Genomic DNA, 24,576 nt, shown 5'->3' with positions numbered 1-24,576 from the left:
AGATGGGGCCGCGGGAGCCGGGGCCAACGCAGGAAGATACGCCTGAAACCGATGAGGAAAGGGTGTAGAAGGTCATGGGCCGCGAATGCGTTCGCCCGGGCCGCCGGTAGTGCTATACAGCGGCCATGACCAAGACAGCGAATCGTCCGTGGGACGCGATTGTGATCGGCGGCGGCCACAACGGCCTGGTCTGCGCCGCCTACCTGGGCAAGGCCGGCAAACGCGTGCTGGTGCTGGAGCGGCGCGACGTGGTTGGCGGTGCGGCGGTGACCGAGGAGTTCCACCCGGGTTTCCGCAATTCGGTGGCCGCTTATACCGTGTCGCTGCTGCAGCCCAAGGTGATCGCCGAGCTGGCGCTGGAACGGCATGGCCTGCGGGTGGTGCCGCGGCGGATCAACAATTTCCTGCCCTTGCCGCAGGGCCGGTACCTGCTGGCCGGTGGCGGGCGCACGCAGGCCGAAGTGGCCAAATTCTCGGCGCGGGATGCCGAGCGCCTGCCTGCCTACGAGCGGCGTCTGGAGATTTTTGCCGATGTGCTGCGCGCACTGGCACTGCAGGCGCCGCCCAACGTGACCGATGGCCGCTGGCTGCAGGCGCTGCCGGAACTGTGGAAGGCCGGTCGACTCGGACTGCAGCTGCACTCGCTGGATGCGGCGCTGAAGCAGGAACTGCTGGACCTGTTCACCCTATCGGCGGCCGAGTATCTGGACCGCTGGTTCGAGAGCGCCCCGATCAAGGCACTGTTTGGTTTCGACGGCATTGTCGGCAATTACGCCAGTCCGTATACGCCTGGCACCGCCTACGTGCTGTTGCACCACGTGTTCGGCCAGAGCAATGGCGTTAAAGGGGCCTGGGGGCATGCCGTCGGCGGCATGGGCGCGATCACCCAGGCGATGGCGCGCGCGGCTTTGGCGGCGGGGGTGGAGATCCGTACCGGAATGGGCGTTGCGAAGGTGCTGGTCGAACAGGGCATGGCGGTCGGCGTGCTCACCGGCAGCGGCGAAGAACTGCGCGCCAACGCTGTCGTCGCCAACGTCAATCCGAAGCTGCTGTACGAGCAGCTGTGTGATCCTGCCGATGTGCCCGTCGCCACGCGGGAGCGCATGCACAACTGGCGCTGCGGATCGGGCACATTCCGCATGAACGTGGCGTTGTCGCGGCTGCCAGACTTCCGCGCGCTGCCCGGGCCGGGCGACCATCTCACCGCCGGCATCATCCTTGCCCCGAGCTTGGACTACATGGATCGCGCGTATCTGGACGCACGCCAGTACGGCTGGTCGCGCGAGCCGGTGGTGGAAATGTTGATCCCCAGTACCCTGGACGACTCGCTGGCGCCGCCGGGGCAGCACGTGGCCAGCCTGTTCTGCCAGCACGTCGCGCCGCAACTGCCCGAGGGGCGCAGCTGGGACGATCACCGCGAGGAAGTGGCCGACCTGATGGTCGCCACGGTCGACAAGTACGCCCCGGGTTTTGCCGACTCCGTATTGGGTCGGCAGATCCTGAGTCCGCTGGATCTGGAGCGCACCTTCGGCCTGATCGGAGGCGATATCTTCCATGGCGCGTTGAGCCTCAACCAGCTGTTCAGTGCCAGACCGATGGTCGGCCAGGCCAACTACCGCGGTGCGATCCCGGGCCTGTATCTGTGCGGCTCCGGCACCCATCCCGGCGGCGGCGTCACTGGAGCGCCGGGGCACAATGCGGCGCGGGAGATACTGAAAGACAACGGCCGCTGATGCGGCCGTTGGGGATGGTTCCGGAACGTGTTCAGCGCTTTCCTGCGCCCTCGTTCAGCTTTGGCATTGCGTCCTCCGTGACCGGTTCTGGAGCATCCACCTGTGGCGCCACCTGGGGAATGCGCGAGTGTTTGTCAGGCGCGGCCGGCACCTGCTCCACACCGCCGATATCCACTCGCGCCACTCGCGGCTTCATCCAGATCGCGTCATGCCAGGCCTGGTACTGCTTCGGATCCCAATAGCGGTCGTCGTAGAACTTTGTTGCGTCGATCTCCTCCATGCTGCCGGCAGGACCGGGCACGTAGATCTTCAAGTTGCCGGCGAAGCCCGTACGGCTGCCTGTCACGGCTTTTCGCTCCTTGCGGATCTCGTTGGCGATTCGTGGGAGTGCCGCCTCGTCTCCATAACGCGCGTAGATATCCTGCCCCAGACTGATCGCGCGCTCCCGCTGTGCTTCGTCGAGAGCCGCCCAGTAACGTTCGCGGAGCTCGAGAAATCCCTCGTAACCGCGCTCTGCGGCCATATCCATCCAGGCGTAAGCGGCTGACTTGTCCTGTGGGGTACCCGTACCATTCCACAGCATCTCAGCCACCATGCCCTGCGAGGGCTTATCTGCGTAATACGCAGCCCGCTGAAAAAACTTGAAGGCGTCATCGAGCTTTCCGGCTTGGCGCTTTTCCAGCGCCAGCAGCCTGAAGCGCAGATCCGGATGGCCATTGAGGAAGCCGGCGCTGATCATCAGCGCATCCTGGGTTGGGTCCTCAGTCAGGGGGGCAGTGTTCTTTCCGGCCCAGGCCAGGTCGGTGCTGGCCATTGCCAACAGTACAACGGTGAGGGTGGCGGCGCTTCTACGCATCTGTGGTTTCCTTGGTGCTGTCCATGTCGTCGGGGGATATTGGGTGGTCGAAACGTTGGGCGAAATTGCCGAAAGTCACTCTCTCCGGCGGAACGAAGGGGCGTGAACGCCCCTTCGTTGCCCTCTGCCAGGACGTATCTGGCGCGCGGATGTGACGGCGTTCAGGTGCCGTCGATCGCCGGGGCGGGGCCTCCCACGCTGACCTTGCCTTCGCCGATGTGGCGATTGAAGAAGTTCAGCATTTCCGTGTAGACCTTCACCCGGGCTTCTTCGCCGTAGAAACCATGCATTTCACCTGGCTGGATGATGATCCCCTCCGGTTTGTTGCCCGCTTCGGTCAGGGCTTTGGCCATCAGTTCAGTCTGTTCCGGCGGTGTCCGCACATCACGTGCGCCAGCAGCGAGGTAAACAGGAATCTTCACCTCGGCGGCGCGGCGCGCCGGTGAGTTCTGCGCCCAGATGCTCGCATCAGTACCGTGGGTGCGGCGCAGGAAGCGCTGGCCATTCGCGCTATCGGGAATGTCGCCACGCTTGAACATCATGTCGATGTCGTACACGCCGACGTAACCGAAGGTGCATTTGAACAACCCGGGCTCGCGGATCGGTGCCATTAGTGATGAATAGCCGCCGAAACTGCCGCCGTATATACAGATCCGGTTGCGATCCGCATGGCCGTTGTCGATCGCCCAATGTGTGGCATCGAGGATGTCATTCTGGATACCTTGGCCCCATTGCTGATGGCCCGCGTTCTCGAACGCCTTGCCGTATCCACCAGATCCGCGGAAATTGACTTGCAGCGTGGCGTAACCGCGGCTGGCGAACAATTGGGCTTCGGGGTTGTAGCCCCAGTTGTCGCGGGGGCCGATCGGTCCGCCATGCGGATTGACGATCAGTGGCAGATTCTTGCCGTCGCTGCCGTTGGGGATGGTCAGATAGCCATAGATGGCGCGGCCATCACGCGCAGTGAAAGAAAAGGGGCGCGTGGTTGCCAGCTTCTTCGGATCCAGATGCGCTTGGCGCGTCATCAGAAAGCGGGCTTTGCCGCTGTCGCGGTCGTACAGGTAAAGCTCGCCTGGATTGGCGTCGCTGTAGACCGACACCAGAATTTTCCGGCCATCTTCGGTATAGCTGGAAAAATCCACCATCTGCCCATCGAAAGCGGCTGCCAGCGATGCATACAACTCCGCATCCGGGTGCGATTCATTGAGCATCGTCACTTTCGGGGCGCCGGCCTCGGTCACCACGGCCAAGGGTGTATTGCGGTCGGTAGACCATATCACTCGGGAAACCTCGGCCACCGGATCGGCAAACAGCTGGCGGAATTCGCCGGTAGTGGTGTCCAGGGTGCCTATGGCCGCTGGCGCCTTGCCGTCGTCTTGGCTGGCGTACACGATTCCATCGTCCGTGGTGCGGTCCACCCAGAGATGCTTGCCATCGGTCTTGGAGGCGTTCACCAGGGTCCAGTTCTGGCCGTCGCGGCGATACAGCTCAGTGCGCTCGTCGTATTCGCCGGATTCGTCACGGCTGGAGGAACACACCGCAAAGCGCGGTTCCTTGGCGGCGTCCAGGGCGATGGAACAATTGGACTTCGGCGCGCGGCCAAGCGAGGTGCGGCGGCCGCTGACGGTATCCACCCGGTACACCTCCGTGCCCGCGCCTTCCGTTGAGCGCGGATATCGGGCCTGCATTATCACATTGCGGTCGTCGCCCTTGAGCGAGTCAAGCAGGGAGTAGCTCTCGGCCCCCACCGTCTTGCCGCGCTGGGTGGCGTCACGGGTGCCGTAGAAGATGACAGGCACAGGCTGCGTGCCATCGGCGTTCACCGCAAACCATTCGCCGGTATTGAACGGCTGGGCGAAGCCGCCCATCTTCTTTACCGCGTTGAACATCAGCCTGTCAGGCGAGATCCACTGGAAGGAGCCGACGCTCTTCTTGTCCGGCAGCTGGTTGACCTTCAGTACCTTCAGGTCCGAGGTCCGCAACACGGTGAGGACATCCTGATCACCATGATCGACGGTGACCGCGAGGTATTCACCGTTCGGGGATATGCGTGCATTGCCATAGGCGGCATGCCCCATGAAATCCTTGACCGAGTACTGCTGCGCGTGTGCGCTACCGGCGCCGGCCAGTGCGATCGCCAGCATCAGAGGGGTGAGGTACTTCAAATCCATACTCCTTGGATGACGGGTGTAGGAAAACGGAGCCCGGCATTTAGCCGGGCTCCGTGTGTCACGAAAGTGGCCCTATCAGAAACGGTAGGACACGGTCAGGTTGTAACGGCGGCCCAGCGGATCCGCGCCGATGTACTGCTGGAAGTACGGGTAGGCGGTATAGGTCGGATCTTCGCGGAACTGGTTGTTGGTCAGGTTGATGACCGTGAACTCGGCGCGTACGTTCGGGGTGAACTTCTTGCCGACCTGCAGGTTGTAGACCATCCACGGTGCCAGGCGCTTGTCCCACGCATTGTTCCAATTGGAACCGATACGGGTACCGAACAGGGTCACCGCCCAGTCGTCGCGGCTCCAGCCCAGGGTGCCGCGGGCACGGCTGCGCTGGCTGTAGTCGAACAGCGGCAGGTCACGGTAGTCGGTCAGCGTATCGTCGTCGTTCTCCTGGTACTTGTTGGTCAACACCAGCGAGTAGCCCAGGTCCAGCTTGAAGGTGCCCAGACGGTCGGTGTCGTAGGAGTACTTGAACGAGGCGTCAATGCCGCTGGTTTCCTGCAGCGCTGCATTGATATAGGCGGTGTTGATCTTCTGGATGCGGCCATCCAGCGTCGTGCCCGGTGCGCTGGTGCGCGTGACCAGCGAGGTGAGGTTCTGGCAGTACGCCGAATCCATGCTGTACTCAAACGCCGAGCCGTCAGGACGCGTGCCCAGGCGGCAGTTCGCTTCGTTCTGCAGCAGATAGGTAGAGCTGAGCTGCGTGGAAGCATCCTGCAGGCGGATCTTGTAGTAGTCCACCGTGAGCGACATGTTGTCGACGATGTCCCACACGAAGCCGGCACCCCAGGACTTCCCTTCCTCTTCCTTCAGCAGCGGATTGCCGGCAATCAACGACTGTGCCTGGTAGAGCGTGATGTCATTGGTGGTATTGCACTGAGCGCGGGTACGCCCCGGCGTGCCCGCTGCCTGGCCCAGACCGGTGCCCGAACGGCAGCTGTATTCGTCCAGGATGGTCGAGAAGGACGCGGCACCCTGGGCATAGACCAGCTGCATGTCCGGAGCGCGGAAGCTGGTGGCATACGAGCCGCGGAGCAGCAGGTTGTCGAACGGACGGAATTCCAGGCCGATGTTGTAGGTCTTGGCGTCGTCTACCGCGGTGATGTCGTCGTATTTGTCCCAGCGGCCGGCGAGGTTCATCGACAGGTTGCTGAAGATCGGCACGCGGAATTCGGCGCCGACGGCATAGCGGTCACGCGAGCCGTGGGTTTCGCCAGAGCTGGTCAGGTTGTAGATCGTGTTCTCGTCGATCGGACGGGTCTGATCGGTGCGGTAGTCGCTGACCAGGTCGGTCGTCTGGCGGGTGGCTTCAAGCACTGCGGCAAAGCCCAGCGGACCCGCCGGCAACTCGAACAGGTCGCCGCTGACGTTGAAGTTGGCCGTACCGGAGGTGGATTCGGCTTTGTTCTTGACCCGCGTGGCGAACGAGCGGTAGATCTCTGGGGTGATCGGCGCGTTCCAGCGGTCCAGATTCAGATTGTAGACAGGGTAATTGCCGTTGTAGCCCAGCTGCGGGCCCAGGAAGTAATCGTGGACAGCCTTGGCCAGCAGGCGCGGGCGATCGGCTTCGTACTCGTACTTGCCGTAGTTGACGCTGGCTTCCCAGTCGAAGCGGTCGGCGATGGTGCCGGTCACGCCCAAGGTGATGTCGTAGGTCTGCTCGTCGTACAGCGTCGACGCAGCTTCGTTGCCGCCGAGTTCGGACGGCATGAATACGCGCTGCAGCTGAATCAGGTCCTTGAGCGTGGCATCGTAGTAGGCACTGGTGGCCGCACCGGTCGGGCTCTTGGTGAAACGGTCGCCCGACGTGCCCCAGAATTCGGTACCGCCGGACGCCTTGGCGTCGGTGGTGTAGTAGCTGACGTTGCCGAAGCCCTGGATGTTGTCGGTGAAATCGAACGTGCCCGAGAAATAGCCGCTGTAGGAGTTGTTCTTGTTCGAGATCGAGCGGCTGGCACTGCTGTCGTAGCTACCGCAGTAGGTGCCGCGCGCGGGCGTAGTCACCGTGGTGAAGCCCAGCGCATCACAGGCTGCGGCGTCATACACCACGTTGTGGTTCCGGATGTGGCCGTTGAGGCCGGCGGCGCTCAGTGCCACCAGGCTCAGGCCCGGGTTGACCGCGATGCCATACGGATTGTTGCGGGTGTCAGCCAGTACATCGCGCTGGCTGGCGAACACCGGTTCATTGGCGTTGTACTGGAAGGCATACATCGCCGTCCAGCGGTCGCCGGTGGTGCCACCGGTGTATTCGAGCTTGAAGCTGTCGCCGCCACCTTCCTCGGTGGTGCCGGCGCTCAGGCGGATTTCGTTGCCGTCATAGTTCTTGCGGGTGACGATGTTGACCACACCGGCAACCGCGTCAGAGCCGTAGATCGCCGAGGCGCCGCCCGTCAGCACTTCCACGCGCTCGACGATCGCGCTCGGGATTGCCTTGATGTTGACCACGTTGTTGTCGCGGTTGTAAGGCTGCGGGTACTGCGCCGGGCGGCGGCCGTTGATGAGGGTCAGGGTGTAGCCCGGGCCCAGGTTGCGCAGGTTCACTACCTGGGCGTTCGGCGTGAAGCCGGTGACGGCCAGGTCGCCGGTGAACGAACTGGTGGTGTTCTGGGTCAGCGTCTGCAGCATGTCGCCGACGGTCTGGAAACCCTCGCGGTCGATATCTGCACGGGTGATGACCGTGACCGGAGCCGGACCTTCTACGTCCACGCGCTTGATGCGCGAACCGACGACCGAGACACGATCAAGGTTGGTTGCCTTCTCGCCACTGGCAGCGGCTTGGTCTTGGGCAAAAGCGGCGCCCGGCAAAATGATCGCTGTCAGTAGAGCGCTGCTCAGCACATTGCGCTTGAATGAATTGGTCTTGCTGCTCTGCACGTGTATCTCTCCCTTGGAGTCTAGAATCGGCGGTACATGCTTAGTGGCCAAGTTGGCAATGAAGTCGCCTTGGTCGCCTTCATGAACGTAACCTGACATTAACGAATAATTCATGGAAATGCACTAATTTTGAAAATGTTTCATAGGAAACCTGTGGTATGAAATCAGCCTCTCCATTTGCCTCGTTGGCCTCCCATCGCGTCCAGAAGGGCCTCTCCCCCCATCCCCGCATCCGCAATGTCATTGCGGTGGGCTCGGGCAAGGGCGGGGTGGGCAAATCCACCACGTCGGTGAACCTGGCGTTGGCGCTGAAGGCGTTGGGTGCGCGGGTCGGGGTGCTGGATGCGGACATCTATGGTCCAAGCGTGCCGGCGATGCTTGGCTTGAGCGGTCGTCCGGAAAGTCCGGACAACAAGACCATCGAGCCGTTGCGGGCGTTCGGTGTGGAGGCGATGTCGATCGGCTTCCTGATCGAGGAAGACTCGCCGATGATCTGGCGTGGACCGATGGCGACCACGGCGCTGACCCAGCTGTTCAACGACACGCTGTGGGACGACCTGGACGTCCTGCTGATCGACCTGCCGCCGGGCACCGGTGACATCCAGCTGACGCTGTCGCAAAAGATTCCTGTCGCCGGTGCGGTGATCGTGACCACGCCGCAGGACATTGCCACGCTGGACGCGCGCAAGGCGCTGAAAATGTTCGAAAAAGTCGAAGTGCCGGTGCTGGGCGTCGTCGAGAACATGGCCTTGCACACCTGTTCGAACTGTGGCCATGTCGAGCATCTGTTCGGCGAAGGCGGCGGCCAGCGCATCGCCGAGCAGTACGGGGTGCCGTTGCTGGGCTCGCTGCCGCTGGATATCGGCATCCGCGAGCAGGGGGATGCCGGCACGCCAATTGTCGCGGCGGCACCGGAATCAGCGGCGGCGCAGGCCTACCTGGCTGCGGCACGACGGATGGTGGAGGAACTGGACAAGCGTCCGCGCGCCAGCATTCCGATCAGCGCCTCGTTGCTCTGAGGGCGCTCTGCGCAAGGGGCCGGCATCCGGCCCCTTCCTATATATAGGTGATGAGGATTCGCGGCTGTGGTCTGGTGCCGGGCCTGGGCTAGAATCGACCACCCCAGCCGCAGGCATGTTGCGGCGCAACGAAACCAGGATCACACTGAATGAGCATCAAGAGCGACCGCTGGATCCGCCGCATGTCCGAGCAGCACGGCATGATCGCGCCGTACGAGGCCGGCCAGGTGAAGCAGGTGGATGGCCAACGGATCGTCAGCTACGGCACCTCCAGCTACGGCTATGACGTGCGTTGCTCGCGCGAGTTCAAGGTGTTCACCAACATCAACTCCACCATCGTCGATCCGAAGCATTTCGATCCGAAGAGCTTTGTCGATATCGAGGCCGACGAGTGCATCATCCCGCCGAACAGCTTCGCGCTGGCCCGCACCGTGGAGTATTTCCGCATTCCGCGTGACACGCTGGTGGTGTGCCTGGGCAAGAGCACCTACGCGCGCTGCGGGATCATCGTCAACGTGACCCCGCTGGAACCGGAGTGGGAGGGGCATGTGACGCTGGAGTTCTCCAATACCACGCCACTGCCGGCGCGCATCTATGCCAATGAAGGCGTGGCGCAGATGCTGTTCTTCCAGGCTGATCGGGACGACATCTGCGAAACCTCGTACAAGGATCGCGGCGGCAAGTACCAGGGCCAGACCGGGGTGACCCTGCCGCGCACCTGATGGTGGCCGTGGGGCGATACGAAAAAGGGCGCGGAATTCCGCGCCCTTCTGCTTTCCGGTCGTTGCGGCGGCTTACTTGCCGCGGCCGAACAGCATGCCGATGCCCACCGCCACCAGGATCGCCGGCCACCAGGTGGCCAGCATCGAGCCGATGTTCCCGTTGATCCAGCCCAGGTTTTTGGCCAGGAAAAACAGGCCGACGATGATCAGGATCAGGGCGGCGATCAGGTTGGAGCGCATCGGCTGGTGTGTCCGTCGGTGAAGGTGGCCTATCGTAGCCGCTGCCGCCAGATTTCGACACGCTGGGTCAGCACATCGGCATCAAAGCGCTGCGCCTTGCCGCTGCCCCACACCGGCCCCGGCCAGGCGGCATCGTTCTCGTTGCGCCCGATCAGGTGGATATGCAGCTGGCGCACGATATTGCCCAACGCGCCGATATTGATCTTGGTGACGTTGGGCTTCTGCCTCAGGTGCTGCGAGATCTGGTTGATCTCGGCCAGCAGCAGGCGCTGCTGACCGCCATCCAGATCGATCCACTCACTGGCGTTGGCCACGCGCGGGACCAGCACGATCCACGGAAAACGGTCGTCGTTCATCAGCCGGATCTGGGACAGCGGGCCGTCAGCGATCAACACGCTGTCGGTCGCCAGGCGGGAATCGAGTTCGAAATCGGACGTCACAGCTTCGGTCATCGCAGGTTCTCGCTGAAGAAGGCCAAGGTACGTTCGCGCGCCAGTGTGGCGCTTGGGGCGTGGTAATGCGGGTCGGCCTCGCGGTTGAAGGCGTGGCCGGCCGGGTACACATATACCGGCATTGCCGGTTGCTTTTCACGGTGCGCTGCAACGGCGGTGGCAGGGATCGAGGGGTCTTGGTCGCCAAAGTGGAAGATGGCCGGGGCTTTGAAGGGCATGTCGATAAACGGCACATTGCGCGCCCCGTAGTAGCTGGCCGAGGGCAGGCCCAGCCGTTGCGCGGCCAGCAGCGCGATGGTGCCCCCCCAGCAATAGCCGACCGTGCCGACCTTGCCATAGGGCGCCAGTGCCGCAGCGGCGGCGTGGACCACGGCCACGGCGCGGTCCACCCCCAGCGCGTCCACCAGTGCCTTGCCGCGTGCGGTGCCGGCGGCGTCGTAGTCCAGCTCCAGGCCCGGTTCGAGCAGGTCGAAGAAGGCCGGGGCCAGCACCGCATAGCCGTCGGCGGCGTACTGCCCGGCGACATCGCGGATATGGGCGTTGGCGCCGAAGATCTCCTGGATCACCACCAGGCCGCCGCGCGGCGTGGTGGCGGGCAGGGCTTGCCAGGCACGGACCGGGCCGGCGGCGCCGGGAAGATCGATCCACTGGGACATGGGTGGGACTCCTTTGCGGGGCTGCCAATTAACGCATGCCCTTGTTCAGCATGGTGCCGGATGTGCCGGCTGACGACCGGTATAATCGCCGCCTTTCCGGCCCTGCGGCCCTTCGGCTCCGGCCCCCAGAATTCTGTGAACATGTCCCAGCTGAACCCCAAAGTCGGCTTCGTCAGCCTTGGCTGCCCGAAAGCCCTCGTCGATTCCGAGCGCATCCTCACCCAGCTGCGGGTGGAGGGCTACGACATCGTCCCGTCCTATGACGCGGCCGACGTGGTGGTGGTCAATACCTGCGGCTTCATCGACTCGGCCGTGGCCGAATCGCTCGATGCCATTGGCGAGGCGATGAACGAGAACGGCAAGGTCATCGTCACCGGCTGCCTGGGCAAGAAGGGCGACATGATCCGCGAGCATTACCCGGACGTGCTGTCGGTCTCCGGTCCGCAGGACTACACCACGGTGATGGAGGCGGTGCATGCCGCGCTGCCGCCCAAGCACAACCCGTTCGTGGATCTGGTCCCGGACTACGGCATCAAGCTGACCCCGCGGCATTACGCCTATCTCAAGATTTCCGAAGGCTGCAACCACCGTTGCAGCTTCTGCATCATTCCCTCGATGCGCGGCGATCTGGTGTCGCGTCCGGTTGACGAGGTGCTGCGCGAGGCCGAGCGTCTGGTCAAGGGGGGCGTACGCGAGCTGCTGGTGGTGTCGCAGGACACCTCGGCCTACGGCGTGGACCGCAAATACGCGCCGGGCACCTGGCGCGGCAGGGAATACGCCACGCGGATGAAGGCGCTGTGCGAAGGTTTGAGCGAGCTGGATGCCTGGACCCGCCTGCACTACGTCTACCCGTACCCGCACGTGGACGACGTGGTGCCGCTGATGGCCGAAGGCAAGATCCTGCCGTACCTGGACATCCCGTTCCAGCACGCCAGCCCGCGCATCCTCAAGCTGATGAAGCGTCCGGGCGCGGTCGACAAGACCCTGGAGCGGGTGCTGCGCTGGCGGCAGATCTGCCCGGACATCACCGTGCGCTCGACCTTCATCGTCGGCTTCCCGGGCGAGACCGATGCCGAGTTCGAGCAATTGCTGGATTTCCTCGATACCGCCCAGCTCGACCGCGTCGGCGCGTTTGCCTACTCGCCGGTGGAAGGCGCCACCGCCAACGACCTCCCGGACCCGGTGCCGGAGGACGTGAAGCAGGAACGTCTGGCCCGTTTCATGGAGAAGCAGGCCGCCATTTCCGCCGCCAAACTCGAAGCCAAGATCGGCAGCGTGCAGCAGTGCCTGATCGACGGTATCGAAGACGGTATCGCGGTGGCCCGCTCCAAGGCCGATGCCCCGGAAATCGATGGCCTGGTGCATATCCAGAACGCCGATGAAGCCAAGCTGCACGTAGGCCAGTTCGTCAATGTCCAGATCACCGACAGCGACGAGCATGACCTGTTCGGTGACGCAGTCATCGAGCACGCCAAGCCGGCGTTCGACCTCAAGGTGCTGTGACCGGATCGGTCACGGCTCCAAGCGCTGGCAACGGCCGGCGCCGCTTCATCGCCCCGCCCCGCGGGGAGGTGGCGCCAGCGTGTTTCACGCATCCGCTTTTCGCCGACTTTGGCGCCTGTCGCGACTGGATGACGGCCCCGGCGTGGCCCGCCATCGCCGCGCTCAACGCGCGCATGCCACCGTCGGGCAAACGGTTCGTGGAGCAGGACGGTGCATTGTTGGCCGATGGCCTGCATTACGAGACCCGTATCGCGCAGGGATACATCGCCACGCGTCCGCAGAACTGGCATGACCTGTTCAATGCGATGGTCTGGGTGCGTCATCCGGCCATCAAGCATGCTCTCAACCTGCAGCAGTGCCGGCACATCGCGCAGATGGGGCCGGGTGAGCGCAATCGTGCGCAGCAGGCGCTGACCCAGTTCGACGAGACCGGGGTCATCGTGCGGGTACGCGACAGCCGTCTACTCGATGCCTGGGACAAGCACGAGTGGCCCCGGCTGTTCCATACCCATGCCGCGCAGTGGCGCAATGGCGATATCGCGGTTGCTGCGGTCATCGGTCATGCGCTGATGGAGCAGATGCTGGTGCCGCGACGGTTGCTGGTTGGCAAGTGCGTGGTGGTGCAGGGGGGAGAGGATCTTGCCTGCGTTGCGCGTGTCGCCGCGGCCATTGCCGATGGCGCTGTTCTTGCCACGCCCGCCGAACTGCGGCCCTTGCCCTTGGCCGGCATTCCCTGCTGGCACCCCCGGCAGGATCCGGATTTCTATGCGCAGGCCGACTACTTCCGGCCGCTGCGCGACGGACGCGCCTATCCTCCGGCACTGCGCTGAGGTCGCAACGTCGCTGCGCAGGCCCGGTTGACGCGCTGGTGCTGCCAGCGGCGCGTGAACGTGTAGCAGTGCGCGCGGGCGCAACCGCTCCGCGCGCTTGTCAGAACGCGATGTCGCGGCTCTCGCCAGCGAAGGCCAAGGTCAGTCCGCCCGGACCGATGTTCATCATCCCGGTGATGCTCATCGGCAGCAGATGCAGGCTGACATTCTCCTGCGCGCAGGCGGCGCGCAGCTGTTCCAGCGCGGGCGAACCGTGCAGATCCTGCAGGGGGCCGGCGTAGGAGATGATCACGTGCGGCGCGTACAGGCCGCGTTGCACCTGGCGGGCGGCAACCGCGAACAGGCGGGCCCATGCGTCAGCGCGTCCACGGCACTTGGCGACCGGGCGGGTATCGCCCTGGCGGCCCAGCACGATGGGTTTGATATCCAGCGCGCCGTCCAGCAGCACGCTGGCCAGGCTGATGCTGCGATCGCCGCGCACCCGCGAGCGGGCGCGTGCGTAGCCCAGGTTGTCGGGCACGTAGTAGGTGTGGGTGGCGTCGATGATGCGCTGCAGTTCGCCGCGTATGTCCTTGGCCGGCACCTGCGCGCGCAGCAGGTCCTGCAGCACCATGGCGGGAATGCCGGAGCCGGCAAACATGTTGCGGGTGTCGATGACCCGGAACTGGAACGGACGGGCGATACCTTTTTCCTGGCGGGCCTGACGGATGGCGCTCGTGGCCAGCAGGCTGCCGTGGCTGGCAGCCTCGTGGATCGGGCTGCGGCTGGCGGTGATGGTCAGGCAATAGACCGAGTCGTAGTCCAGCGCGAAGTGTTCCAGGAAGAAACGGCTCATCTGTGCCGCATCGAGCGGCAGGGATTGTCCGGTGGCGCCTTCGCCGTTGGCGTTCTCGCGCATGTAGCGGGCGGTGGCGCTGGCGTCATGCTGGTCGATGTAGGTGGTGCTGCCGATCCGGATCGGAATCGGAATCACCGCCACATCCGCGCTGGCGAGAAAAGCCGGCGCCACATCGCAGGAGGCATCGATCACGATGCCGGTGCGCGCCGGGCGGCGCGGGTTGCTACTGAGGTCACCGCTGGCTGCGGTTTTTTCCGGGTCGAGCACCTGCATCTGGCGTCCTTTCGCGATGGGTAACCGCGAAGAAAAAACATGCGGCAGGGGCGCGGGTCAAATACACGATGACCGGATGCGGCAGGAGGCTCACATCCCCTTGATTCCATGGTGCACGCGTGGTGTCTGCATGCGCCGGCGTATGTGCGGATTGCGCGAATTTTCGGCGCGGTCAGTCCGGCGCATAGTGGATGGACAGCACGGCGAAGGTGTGCGGTCCGGCGGGCAGCTCCACGGTGAATTCGTCATCGACGCGCTTCTTCAGCAGCGCGCGCGCCAGCGGCGAATCGATGCTGATCCAGCCGGCGGGCGCGTCGGTTTCGTCCGGACCGACGATGCGATAGATCACCGTTTCGCCCGAGTCCACGTTCTCCAGTTCGACTGTCGCACCGAAGAACACCGCGTCCGGATCACTGGGCCGGGTATCGACCACACGCAGGGCTTCCAGCCGTTTGCTGAGGTAGCGCACGCGGCGGTCGATCTCGCCCAGCTGCTTCTTGCGGTAGGTGTATTCGGCGTTCTCCGAACGGTCACCTTCTGCGGCGGCGGCAGCCAGTGCCTTTACCACTTCCGGCCGGCGCTGCCGCCACAGCTCATCGAGCTCGGCCTTCAGCCGCGCATGGCCCGGCGCGGTGATCAGTGCGGTACTTTTTTCAGCGGGAGGGCGCCAGCGGCTCATGGAGTCAGCGCTTTCCGCCGAAGATGCCCCCGAGGATGCCGCGCACGATCTGGTTGCCCAGCTTGGTGCCGACGGTGCGGGTGGTCTGCTTGGCCATGGTTTCGAGCATGCCTTGGCGGCGCCTGGTGCCGAAGATCGCATCCTTGATCGCCTGGCCAAAGCCGCTGTCCTGTTCGTCGTCCTGCTCGCGGGTGCGGGCCTTGGGGGCGTCGGCCTGTTCCACCACCTTCTGCGCACGCTGGGCCAGCCGTTCGGCGGCCGATTCGCGATTGATGGCGGTGTCGTAGCGGGTGCCGACCGGGCTGCCTGCGCGTACCTGCGCACGCTCCGTCTCGGTGATCGCGCCCATGCGGCAGCGCGGCGGCGCGATCAGGGTTTTCTGTACCGGCGAGGGAATGCCCTTGTCCTGCAGCGTGGAGACCAGGGCTTCGCCGGTGCCCAGCTGCGAGAGCGTGGCGGTGACATCCAGTTTGGGGTTGGGCACGAAGGTCTCGGCGGCGGTCCTGACCGCCTTCTGGTCGCGCGGCGTGAACGCGCGCAGTGCATGCTGCACGCGATTGCCGAGCTGGCCGAGGATGTTGGCTGGCACGTCATCGGGAAACTGCGAGCAGAAGTACACGCCCACGCCCTTGGAGCGGATCAGCCGCACCACCTGCTCGATGCGCTGCACCAGCGCCGGCGGGGCATCGTCGAACAGCAGGTGGGCCTCGTCGAAGATGAACACCAGTTTGGGCTTTTCCAGGTCGCCCACTTCCGGCAGTGTTTCGAACAGCTCCGACAGCAACCACAGCAGGAAGGTCGAATACAGGCGCGGCTTGAGGATCAGCTGGGCGGCGGCGAGGATGCCGATCACGCCGCGGCCGTCGTGGTTGACGCGCATGATCTCGGCCAGCTCCAGTGCCGGCTCGCCGAAGAAGGCTTCGCCGCCGTCCTGCGACAGGCGCAGCAGCGCACGCTGGATCGCCGCCACCGACTGCGCGCTGACCAGTCCGTACCCGGTGGAGATGTCCTTGCGCTCCTCGGCGACCAGGTTCAGCAGCGCGCGCAGATCATCCAGATCCAGCAGCAGCAGGCCGCGGTCGTCGGCCAGCTTGAACACGATATCGAGCACACCGGCCTGGGTGTCGTTGAGCTCCAGGATGCGCGCCAGCAGGGTCGGGCCCATCTCGCTGACGGTGGTGCGTACCGGATGGCCGAGTCTGCCGTACAGGTCCCAGAACACGGTGGGACTGGCGGCCGGCGCGTAGTCTTCCACACCGATGTCGGCCGCGCGCTGGGCCAGCTTGTCACTGATCTCGCCGGCGACCGCCAGACCGGCCACATCGCCCTTCACGTCGGCCAGGAACACCGGCACGCCGATCCGCGAGAAGCCCTCGGCCAGCGTCATCAACGTCACCGTCTTGCCGGTGCCGGTAGCGCCGGCCACCAGGCCGTGGCGGTTGCCAAAACGCGGGAGCAGGGTGACGGCGATGTCGTCGGTGACGCCTTTGCCGAGCAGGATCGGGTCCATGGAGGCACTCATAGATGAACGAAGGGGGATTCTACCGGCCGACTATATCGGCGCCGCAGCCATGTTGCCCCCGGGCAAGCGGGGCGGCTACCCTGCCTGACCCTTCGCGTGCAGTGCTGCTGATGTCCGTTTCCCTGTCTTCCCTCCGCACCTGGCCGCTGCTGCTGGCGACCAGCCTGTTGATCGCCGCTCCTTCGGCCCACGCGCTGTCGGCCCGTGACCAGGCCAAGGTGAGCGCCCTCCACGAGCGCATGACCGCCGCGGAAAAGCGCTATACCGATGCGCTGGTGCTGATGGACAACGCCGATCCCAAGGGCAGCAGCGAGGGCGATGCGGCGCTGGAGGACATGGAAGATGTGATCGCCGACTGCATCGCTCAGAAGGGCTGCCAGGTCGGTGGTCTGCTTGCCACCTACAAGCGCCTGCTCAAGCAGCGCGCGGACAGCGCCGGGGAGAGCGACGGTGACGAGGCCATCGGTCCGCTGGAAGCCGATCCGGACCATGTCGCGCCACTGGTCGCCGATGTGCCGGAGGCGGCGCGCGCGGCGGCCCTGTTGAACGACCACCGCCACGCATTCGATGACATGGTCGAGTACAACCCGGCGGTGCAGGCCGGCATCCGGCGCTGGCTCACCGACATGCGTCCGGCGTTGCTGACCAGCTATGAGAACTACATGAACCTGCGTGCGGTGATGTGGCCGGAGTGGGAGAAAAGCGCGCTGCCGGAAGCGTTGCTGTTCGGCATCATGGCCAAGGAATCCAACGGCCGTGTGCATGCCTCCTCGCGCGCCGGCGCGGCCGGGCTGATGCAGTTCATGCCCGCCACCGGCCGCCGTTTCGGCCTGGGCCCGGACGGCACCGGTTTCGATACCCGGTTTGATGCCCGCAGCGCGGCCGAAGCCAGCGCCGCCTACATGAATGAGCGCATGCGGGTGCTCAACAAGAACATCGAGTACGCGCTGGCCGCCTACAACGGGGGCGAGGGGCGCGCGGCCCGTATCTACCGCGAAGCCGGCGGGCAGAGCTTCTGGACCGATTCGGCCTATTCCCAGTTCCCGGGCGAAACCAAGGACTATGTGCCGATGGTGATCGCCGCGGCGTGGATCTTCCTGCACCCGCAGCAATATGGCGTGGAGTTTCCCAAGGTCAACGCGCAGCCGGCGACGCTGCGCCTGGCCAAATCGACCACCATCTACGAGCTGACCATCTGCCTGGGCAGCGCCGGTACCCGTGACGGCTACATGCGCGTGTTGCGGAACCTCAACCCGCGCTACGAGGCCGACGGCTGGATTCCGGCCGGCACCACGATCAACGCGACCACCCGTATCGCCGGGCTGTACAACCGCTACTGCGTCAGCGGCCCACGCGCGGATCTGGCCCGTACCCTGATCACCGCCGATCTGAATGCCGCGATCAAGCGCCCGTCGGCGGCGACATTCACCGGCAGTGTCGCGGTAGGGGATGTGCAGTCCATGCAGGCCGCACAGGTGGCGGGCCCTGCGGCCGTGCCTGCACCACGTCCGGTGGCTCCGGCGCGGCGCGCCGCGCGAACCTACAAGGTCGCCAAGGGCGACACGGTGGGCCGTATCGCCAGCCGCTTCCAGTGCGAAGTGCCTGCCCTGGCACGTGCCAACGGCCTGCGCGCACCGGCCTACGCGATCAAGCCGGGCCAGAGTCTGAAGCTGGAAGGCTGCGGCCGCTGAGCGGCCTGCGGGCGGGACACGAAAAAGGGCGCCCGGTGGCGCCCTTTTTCCATTGTTCCCACAGGTGCGGGTTACTTCAGCCGCGCCAGCGCCTGTCCAAGCTGCACCGGGCTTTCGGCTTTCAGCGAGGGATCGAACTCGGCCACGCCCGGCGGCAGCAGCACGATCACGGTGGAGCCGTAATTGAAACGGGCCGCGCCGCAGGAATATCAGGACGCCGCAGCGGTGGGCGCGTCGCCACGCGCCACGATGCCACCGCGCCGGGGGGTGGTACTTCAGCCGCGCCAGTGCCTGTCCAAGCTGCACCGGGCTTTCGGCCTGCAGCGAAGGATCGAACTCGGCCACACCCGGCGGCAGCAGCACGATCACCGTGGAGCCGTAATTGAAACGCGCCGCGCCGCAGGAATGACAGGGCGCCGCAGCGGTGGGTTACTTCAGCCGCGCCAGCGCCTGTCCAAGCTGCACCGGGCTTTCGGCCTTCAGCGAGGGATCGAAATCGGCCACGCCCGGCGGCAGCAGCACGATCACCGTGGAGCCGTAATTGAAACGCGCCATCTCGGCGAAGCGTTCCAGCGTGATGCCCTTGCCACGCCAGTCCTTGCGGGTGATGCGATCGCCATAGGCCGGGATTTCCTCACCGCTCCACACCGTCTCCACGCCCGAAACCAGCAGTGCGCCGACCATCACCTGCACCATCGGGCCGAAGTCGGTGTCGAAGTGGCACACCAGCCGCTCGTTGCGGGCGAACAGGCGCGGCACGTTGGCCACCGCGTCGGTGCCAACGCTGAACAGACGGCCGGGCACGTGCACGGTCTCGCGCAGGGTGCCGGTCCACGGCATGTGCACGCGGTGGTAGTCGCGCGGAGACAGGTACACCGTGGCGAACAGGCCGTTGTGGAACGGCGCCGCGTCGGCGGCGTCGCCCAGCAGCTCGGCGGCGGTGAACGACTGGCCCTTTGCCTGGAAGATGCGACCGTCGGCGATCGGGCCCAGCTGGCTGATGCGGCCGTCGGCCGGCATGGTCAGGGTGCGCGGGTCGGCCGCGGCCGCGCGCGCGCCGGGCTTCAGGGCGCGGGTGAAGAAGGCGTTGAAGCTGGGGTAGCTGCGCGGGTCCGGGTTGGCCGCTTCGGCCAGGTTGACGTTGAACTTCTCCGTCACCGTATCGATCAGCCAGCGCGAGAGGCGCGGGTTCTGCGAGTAGGCCAGCGAACGGGCCATCGAGGAGAGCAGGCGATGCGGCAGGACGTAGCTGAGCGTTGTTACCAGACTCATGGGGCGGTTTTCTCGGTGAGCTTGAGCAGGTCGGTGGCGATGGCCTGCGGGTTGAACGGTGGACGCATCAGCCCGGCCAGGCGGCCCTGCGGATCGAGCACGGCGATGCTGGCCGAGTGATCCATGCTGTAGTCATCGGGGTTTTCATCGAAATGCTTGCCGGGGGACTTCTGGAACACCATGCCCAGCGAGGTGGCAAAGCGCTCCAGCGAGGGGATGTCGGCCGTGGCGGCAATCGTGTCCTTGTGGAAGGCGTGGGCGTACTCGCCCAGCCGCGCCGGGGTGTCCCGTTCCGGGTCCACCGAAACCAGCACTACGCGCGGACGCAGGCTGTCGGGCAGGGATTCCCATTGCTTCTGCGCGGCGGCCAGCTCGGTCAACGTGGTCGGGCACACATCCGGGCAGGAGGTGAAGCCGAGGAAGACCAGGGTCCAGTGCCCGCGCAGCTCGCCGGGAATCAGGCGGGTGCCGTCGGACTGGGCCAGATCAAACTCCGGCAAGGTGCGCGGCGTGCCGTAGAAGATGATCGAGCTGTCGCCCCCGACCGGGGTCTTGCCGGGGCCGAACACCTTCTGCGCCAGGACCAGACCGAGGCCGGCGGCCAGGGCGATGGCCAGGATGATGCCGACATTGCGATTGAACATGGGCGGTTTTTCCGTACAGGTGCCAGGCGTCGCAGCAGGCGCTCGGCCATGGGCAGGACCCGGGAGTGTAGGGGATTGCAGTGGCCCACCAGCACGCGAGGGCGCGGTTTGCCGTCGGATTCGGCGCCTGATGGCGGGTGTTGCCGAAGTTTCGGCTGCAACTGGGCGCTCAATATACCGGGCACGCGCCTATAATCGCAGGCCATTCTGTACTCCTGTATCGCCATGACTGCCCAAGCGGCCGCTGAACTCCACACGATCGTCGATCTGATCCGCTACGGCGCCAGTCGTTTCAATGCCACCGGCCTGACCTTCGGTCACAGCTATGACAACGCGTTGGACGAGGCGACCCAGCTGGTCCTGCACAGCCTGCACCTGCCGCCGGACCTCGGCCCGGCCTATGGCTCGGCGCGCCTGCTGCAGGAAGAGCGCGAGCAGGTGCTGGCGCTGTTCCAGCGCCGTATCGATGAGCGTCTGCCGGCGGCCTATCTGACCGGCGAGGCCTGGTTTGCCGGGCTGAGCTTCAAGAGCGATGCGCGCGCGCTGGTGCCGCGTTCGCCGATCGCCGAGCTGATCCTGGGCGGTTTCGAGCCGTGGCTGGCCGGCCGTGAGGTCACCCGTGCACTGGACCTGTGCACCGGTTCGGGCTGCATCGCCATCGCCATGGGTCACTACTACCCGAACTGGCAGGTGGATGGCAGCGACATCAATGATGCCGCGCTGTCGCTGGCCCATGAGAACAAGCAGCGCCTGCTCGCGCACAACGTCGAAATCATCAAGTCCGACCTGTTCGACGGGCTGGAAGGGCGCGTCTACGATCTGATCGTCACCAATCCGCCGTACGTCACCAACGACGAGACCGATGCGCTGCCGCAGGAGTATTCGCACGAGCCGGATCTGGCGCTGCGCGCCGGCGACGACGGCCTGGACCTGGTGCTGAAGATCCTGCGCGACGCGCCGGAGCATCTCACCGAAGACGGTCTGCTGATCTGCGAAGTGGGTGATTCCGAGCAGCACCTGATCAAGCTGCTGCCGGAAGTCTATTTCGCCTGGATCGAATTCAAGGTCGGGCAGATGGGTATTTTCGCCGTCGAAGCGGCCGAACTGCGCGCCCACCACGCGCGTATCGCTGAACTGGCCAGCGTCCGCTGAGGGCGCCGGTTTCACAGAACAACGCCGGTGGTATCCACGCCGGCACGCAGGCGTCTGCAAAGGTCGTGCATGTCCAGTAACTCGTTCGGAAAGCTGCTTACGGTCACCACCTTCGGCGAGTCACACGGGCCGGCCATCGGCTGCGTGATCGACGGGTGTCCGCCGGGACTGGAGATCAGCGCCGAAGAGTTCGCCCACGATCTGCAGCGCCGGGCCACCGGCAAGAGCCGCCACACCTCGGCGCGGCGCGAAGCCGACCAGGTGGAGATCCTGTCCGGTATCTACGAGGGCAGGACGACCGGTACCCCGATCGGTCTGCTGATCCGCAACACCGACCAGCGCAGCAAGGATTACAGCACCATCGCCGCGCAGTTCCGTCCTGGCCATGCCGATTACAGCTACTGGCAGAAGTACGGCATCCGTGACCCGCGCGGTGGTGGCCGCTCCTCGGCGCGCGAAACCACCATGCGCGTGGCCGCCGGCGTCATCGCCAAGAAGTGGCTCAAGCAGCGCTATGGGGTGAGCGTGCGCGGCTATCTGTCGCAGCTGGGCGAGATCGTCCCGGCGGGGCACGACTGGAGCGCGGTCGAGGACAATCCGTTTTTCTGGCCCGATGCCGCCCAGGTGCCGGCGCTGGAGGCGTACATGGATGCGCTGCGCAAGTCCGGCGATTCGGTCGGTGCGCGCGTGACCGTGGTCGCCGACGCTGTGCCGCCCGGTTGGGGCGAGCCGATCTACGGCAAGCTCGACGGCGATATCGCCGCGGCACTGATGAGTATCAACGCGGTCAAGGGCGTGGAGATCGGCGACGGTTTCGCCAGTGCCGCGCAGAAGGGTACCGAACACCGGGACCTGATCACCCCGGACGGCTTCCAGTCCAACCATGCCGGTGGAATCCTCGGCGGCATCGCCACCGGCCAGCAGATCGTCGCGTCGATGGTGCTCAAGCCGACCTCCAGCCTGCGCCTGCCCGGTGCCACCGTGGACACGGGCGGCAACGCGGTGGAGGTCATCACCACCGGTCGCCACGATCCGTGCGTCGGCATTCGCGCCACCCCGATCGCCGAGGCGATGCTGGCGCTGGTGCTGATGGACCAGGCCCTGCGCCACCGCGCGCAATGCGCTGATGTGGGCGAGATGACACCGCGTATTCCCGGCAGTGTCGATGGCTGAGCAGCGGCCACGCGTCTGGGTATCGCAGCCCCTGTTCGACGATACCGTCGCGCAGCTGGGGGCGTACTGCGATGTGGTGGCTACCCCGGAAGTCACCGCGCACGACAGTGCCGCATTGGCCGCGCAGCTGGCAGGCATGGACGGTGCGCTGGTCACGCTCAACGACCGTATCGGTGCGGCGGAAGTTGCCGGCGCGGCGCGCCTGAAGGTCATCGCCAATGTCGGCGTCGGCTACAACAACCTCGATATCCCCGCGTTGAGTGCGGCCGGCATCCTCGCCACCAACACGCCGGATGTGTTGACCGAAACCACGGCCGATCTGGGATTTTCCTTGCTGATGGCGGCGGCGCGGCGCATCGTCGAATCCGACCGCTGGCTGCGTGAAGGCCAGTGGGGGCAGTGGTCGTTCACCACCATGCTCGGTGCCGATCTGCATGGCAGCACGCTGGGCATCCTGGGCATGGGGCGGATCGGCCAGGCGATTGCTCGCCGCGGCCACCAGGGCTTCGGCATGCCGGTGCTGTACCACAACCGCTCACAACTGCCGGCCGAGCAGGAGCAGGCCGTCGGTGCGCGCTACGTCGGCTTCGATGAATTGCTGGCCCGTGCCGATCATCTGCTGCTGGTGCTGCCGTATACCGCGCAGAACCACCACATCATCGATGCCGCTGCGCTGGCGAAGATGAAACCGACCGCCACGCTGGTCAACATCGCCCGCGGCGGCATTGTCGATGAGCGGGCGCTGGCCGACGCACTGGCCAACGGCCGGCTGGCTGCAGCGGGGCTGGATGTCTACGAGAACGAGCCACAGGTGCCCCCAGAACTGCTTGGCCTGCGCAATATCGTGCTGACCCCGCATATCGGCAGCGCCTCGCTGGCCACGCGCCGGGCGATGGTGCAGCTGGCGGTGGACAATCTGCTCGCCGGCTTGGGGCTGGGGCCGGATGCCGGCCATCCGGCCAATGCGATCAATGCCGACCTGCTGACCTCCGGTGCGGCGCGGCTGGCTGTTGCCCGCAGCAAAACCATCATCAAAAAACGGTAGGGAGCCTCCGCGGCGGTTCGCCGGAGGTTCCCCGAACCTGGCTCGACGTGTGTCCCCCCTCTCCCTTTTTTCGAGTGCACCCCATGAGCAATGAAGCCCGTCGTTTCCATGTAGCCGTTGTTGGCGCCACCGGCGCGGTCGGCCAGACCATGTTGTCGATCCTGGCCGAGCGCAACTTCCCGATCAGCACGCTGACCCTGCTTGCTTCCGAGCGTTCGGCCGGCCAGCAGGTCGACTTTGAAAGCGACAAGATCACCATCCAGGACCTGGCCACGTTCGACCCGGCCGGCGTCGAGATCGCCCTGTTCTCGGCCGGTGGCGGTATTTCCCGGGAATTCGCGCCCAAGTTCGCCGCTGCTGGCGCCGTGGTGATCGACAACTCCTCCACCTTCCGTTATGACGATGACGTGCCGCTGGTGGTGTCCGAGGTCAACCCGGAAGCGGCGAAGAACCGTCCGCGCGGCATCATCGCCAACCCGAACTGCTCGACCATGCAGCTGATGCCGGTGCTGGCGCCGATCCACCGCGAATACGGCATCGAGCGCGTCAACATCGCCACCTACCAGTCCGTGTCCGGTGCCGGCCAGACCGGTATGGAAGAACTGGGCAAGCAGACCGCGCAGCTGCTCGGTTTCCAGGAGATCGAGCCGAGCAAGTTCCCGGTGCAGATCGCCTTCAACCTGATCCCGCATATCGACGAGTTCCTCGACAACGGCTTCACCAAGGAGGAAATGAAGCTGGTCTGGGAAACCCGCAAGATCCTCGGCGACGACAGCATCCTGGTGAACCCGACCGCGGTGCGGGTGCCGGTGTTCTACGGTCACTCCGAGGCGGTGAACATCGAGACGAAGAAGAAGATCAGCACCGAGCAGGCACGCGAACTGCTGTCCGCCGCACCGGGGGTGAAGGTGGTGGACGAGCGCAAGGCCGGCGGCTATCCGACCCCGGTCACCCATGCCTCGGGTACCGATCCGGTCTATGTCGGCCGCATCCGCGAGGACATCTCGCACCCGCGGGGGCTGAACATGTGGGTGGTGGCGGACAACATCCGCAAGGGGGCCGCGCTCAACGCCGTGCAGATCGCCGAGCTGGTGGCCGCCGGCGGGTGATCGGAAACAGCGGGGCCGGCCCGCCTGGCCGGCTCGCGAATCGGCACCTGTTTCCTGCGGTATTCGAAATC

General features: G+C 65.2%; 21 protein-coding genes and 1 pseudogene. 10 read left to right on the top strand and 12 right to left on the bottom strand.

Features of this window, described 5'->3' with window-relative positions:
- Positions 1-125: 125 nt before the first annotated feature.
- Complete coding sequence (locus ARC78_RS00370; RefSeq protein WP_057505484.1) at positions 126-1,733, top strand: phytoene desaturase family protein; 1,608 nt, start codon at positions 126-128, stop codon at positions 1,731-1,733.
- 31 nt (positions 1,734-1,764) lie between these two features.
- Here ARC78_RS00370 and ARC78_RS00365 read toward each other — a convergent pair whose 3' ends face one another.
- From ARC78_RS00365 to ARC78_RS00355, 3 genes are all read right to left on the bottom strand, one after another.
- A complete protein-coding gene (locus ARC78_RS00365; protein ID WP_057505483.1) occupies positions 1,765-2,589 on the bottom strand; it encodes an SEL1-like repeat protein in 825 nt (274 codons plus the stop codon).
- A gap of 161 nt (positions 2,590-2,750) precedes the next feature.
- Positions 2,751-4,754 carry an alpha/beta hydrolase family protein gene (locus tag ARC78_RS00360; RefSeq protein ID WP_241772605.1) on the bottom strand — a complete coding sequence of 668 codons (2,004 nt, stop codon included), beginning with the start codon at positions 4,752-4,754 and terminating at the stop codon, positions 2,751-2,753.
- Positions 4,755-4,835: 81 nt separating this feature from the next.
- Positions 4,836-7,784: a TonB-dependent receptor domain-containing protein gene (locus ARC78_RS00355; RefSeq protein WP_158499965.1), complete on the bottom strand. Its 2,949-nt coding sequence runs from the start codon at positions 7,782-7,784 to the stop codon at positions 4,836-4,838.
- Positions 7,785-7,843: 59 nt separating this feature from the next.
- Here ARC78_RS00355 and apbC point away from each other — a divergent pair, with 59 nt between their 5' ends.
- Both apbC and dcd read left to right on the top strand, forming a co-directional pair.
- Positions 7,844-8,704: an iron-sulfur cluster carrier protein ApbC gene (gene apbC / locus ARC78_RS00350; RefSeq protein ID WP_057505481.1), complete on the top strand. Its 861-nt coding sequence runs from the start codon at positions 7,844-7,846 to the stop codon at positions 8,702-8,704.
- 149 nt (positions 8,705-8,853) lie between these two features.
- On the top strand, positions 8,854-9,426 hold the full coding sequence (dcd, locus tag ARC78_RS00345; RefSeq protein ID WP_054657685.1) for a dCTP deaminase: 573 nt from the start codon (positions 8,854-8,856) through the stop codon (positions 9,424-9,426).
- Between the two features lie 72 nt (positions 9,427-9,498).
- Here the strand turns inward: dcd and ARC78_RS16835 are convergent, their stop codons facing one another.
- From ARC78_RS16835 to ARC78_RS00335, 3 genes are read right to left on the bottom strand one after another with little or no spacing between them, the layout of a single operon-like run.
- Positions 9,499-9,666, bottom strand: a complete 168-nt coding sequence (locus ARC78_RS16835; RefSeq protein WP_089153126.1) for a LiaI-LiaF-like domain-containing protein — start codon at positions 9,664-9,666, stop codon at positions 9,499-9,501.
- 29 nt (positions 9,667-9,695) lie between these two features.
- Positions 9,696-10,118, bottom strand: coding sequence for an HIT domain-containing protein (locus ARC78_RS00340; protein ID WP_054657687.1), 423 nt, complete (start codon positions 10,116-10,118; stop codon positions 9,696-9,698).
- A complete protein-coding gene (locus tag ARC78_RS00335) occupies positions 10,115-10,774 on the bottom strand; it encodes a dienelactone hydrolase family protein (RefSeq protein WP_057505480.1) in 660 nt (219 codons plus the stop codon). The genes ARC78_RS00340 and ARC78_RS00335 overlap by 4 nt, the downstream gene beginning before the upstream one ends.
- 141 nt (positions 10,775-10,915) lie before the next feature.
- On the opposite strand from ARC78_RS00335, the gene rimO reads away from it, so the two are divergent.
- Together rimO and ARC78_RS00325 are read left to right on the top strand one after the other, a co-directional pair.
- The gene (rimO, locus tag ARC78_RS00330; RefSeq protein ID WP_054659002.1) at positions 10,916-12,277 is read left to right on the top strand and encodes a 30S ribosomal protein S12 methylthiotransferase RimO; all 1,362 of its coding nucleotides are present in this window, start codon (positions 10,916-10,918) and stop codon (positions 12,275-12,277) included.
- Positions 12,274-13,107, top strand: a complete 834-nt coding sequence (locus ARC78_RS00325; RefSeq protein ID WP_054659000.1) for a DUF3025 domain-containing protein — start codon at positions 12,274-12,276, stop codon at positions 13,105-13,107. The genes rimO and ARC78_RS00325 overlap by 4 nt, the downstream gene beginning before the upstream one ends.
- Positions 13,108-13,207: 100 nt before the next feature.
- Here the strand turns inward: ARC78_RS00325 and ARC78_RS00320 are convergent, their stop codons facing one another.
- The 3 genes from ARC78_RS00320 to ARC78_RS00310 all read right to left on the bottom strand — a co-directional run bounded on the left by ARC78_RS00320 (position 13,208) and on the right by ARC78_RS00310 (position 16,407).
- Complete coding sequence (locus tag ARC78_RS00320) at positions 13,208-14,218, bottom strand: DegV family protein (protein ID WP_057505479.1); 1,011 nt, start codon at positions 14,216-14,218, stop codon at positions 13,208-13,210.
- 172 nt (positions 14,219-14,390) lie between these two features.
- Positions 14,391-14,897 (bottom strand): transcription elongation factor GreB, encoded by a 507-nt coding sequence (gene greB, locus ARC78_RS00315; protein ID WP_054658998.1) that lies wholly within the window; start codon positions 14,895-14,897, stop codon positions 14,391-14,393.
- A 4-nt stretch (positions 14,898-14,901) separates the two neighbouring features.
- Complete coding sequence (locus ARC78_RS00310; RefSeq protein WP_057505478.1) at positions 14,902-16,407, bottom strand: helicase HerA-like domain-containing protein; 1,506 nt, start codon at positions 16,405-16,407, stop codon at positions 14,902-14,904.
- Positions 16,408-16,529: 122 nt separating this feature from the next.
- On the opposite strand from ARC78_RS00310, the gene ARC78_RS00305 reads away from it, so the two are divergent.
- Positions 16,530-18,110, top strand: a complete 1,581-nt coding sequence (locus ARC78_RS00305; RefSeq protein WP_057505498.1) for a transglycosylase SLT domain-containing protein — start codon at positions 16,530-16,532, stop codon at positions 18,108-18,110.
- A gap of 71 nt (positions 18,111-18,181) precedes the next feature.
- Here ARC78_RS00305 and ARC78_RS16505 read toward each other — a convergent pair.
- The 3 genes and pseudogenes from ARC78_RS16505 to ARC78_RS00295 all read right to left on the bottom strand — a co-directional run.
- Positions 18,182-18,289: pseudogene (locus tag ARC78_RS16505) on the bottom strand (archaetidylserine decarboxylase); the annotation flags it as partial.
- A 250-nt stretch (positions 18,290-18,539) separates the two neighbouring features.
- On the bottom strand, positions 18,540-19,382 hold the full coding sequence (gene asd / locus ARC78_RS00300; RefSeq protein ID WP_057505477.1) for an archaetidylserine decarboxylase: 843 nt from the start codon (positions 19,380-19,382) through the stop codon (positions 18,540-18,542).
- Positions 19,379-20,026: an SCO family protein gene (locus ARC78_RS00295; protein ID WP_057505476.1), complete on the bottom strand. Its 648-nt coding sequence runs from the start codon at positions 20,024-20,026 to the stop codon at positions 19,379-19,381. Before ARC78_RS00295 ends, asd begins: the two co-directional genes overlap by 4 nt.
- 225 nt (positions 20,027-20,251) lie before the next feature.
- Here ARC78_RS00295 and prmB point away from each other — a divergent pair, with 225 nt between their 5' ends.
- The 4 genes from prmB (at position 20,252) to ARC78_RS00275 (ending at position 24,505) form a co-directional block, all read left to right on the top strand.
- Positions 20,252-21,178: a 50S ribosomal protein L3 N(5)-glutamine methyltransferase gene (gene prmB, locus ARC78_RS00290; protein ID WP_054659337.1), complete on the top strand. Its 927-nt coding sequence runs from the start codon at positions 20,252-20,254 to the stop codon at positions 21,176-21,178.
- A gap of 69 nt (positions 21,179-21,247) precedes the next feature.
- On the top strand, positions 21,248-22,351 hold the full coding sequence (gene aroC / locus ARC78_RS00285) for a chorismate synthase (RefSeq protein WP_054659339.1): 1,104 nt from the start codon (positions 21,248-21,250) through the stop codon (positions 22,349-22,351).
- Positions 22,344-23,396 (top strand): 2-hydroxyacid dehydrogenase, encoded by a 1,053-nt coding sequence (locus ARC78_RS00280; RefSeq protein WP_054659340.1) that lies wholly within the window; start codon positions 22,344-22,346, stop codon positions 23,394-23,396. Before aroC ends, ARC78_RS00280 begins: the two co-directional genes overlap by 8 nt.
- A gap of 83 nt (positions 23,397-23,479) precedes the next feature.
- Entirely contained in the window at positions 23,480-24,505 is a 1,026-nt protein-coding gene (locus tag ARC78_RS00275) for an aspartate-semialdehyde dehydrogenase (protein WP_054659342.1), read from the top strand.
- Positions 24,506-24,576 lie beyond the last annotated feature (71 nt).

The sequence above is a fragment of the Stenotrophomonas pictorum JCM 9942 genome (assembly GCF_001431585.1).
Taxonomy (GTDB): Bacteria; Pseudomonadota; Gammaproteobacteria; order Xanthomonadales; family Xanthomonadaceae; genus Stenotrophomonas; species Stenotrophomonas pictorum.
The sequence above is the reverse complement of the archived record's forward strand: the minus strand, read 5'-3'. Positions and strand labels throughout refer to the sequence as shown.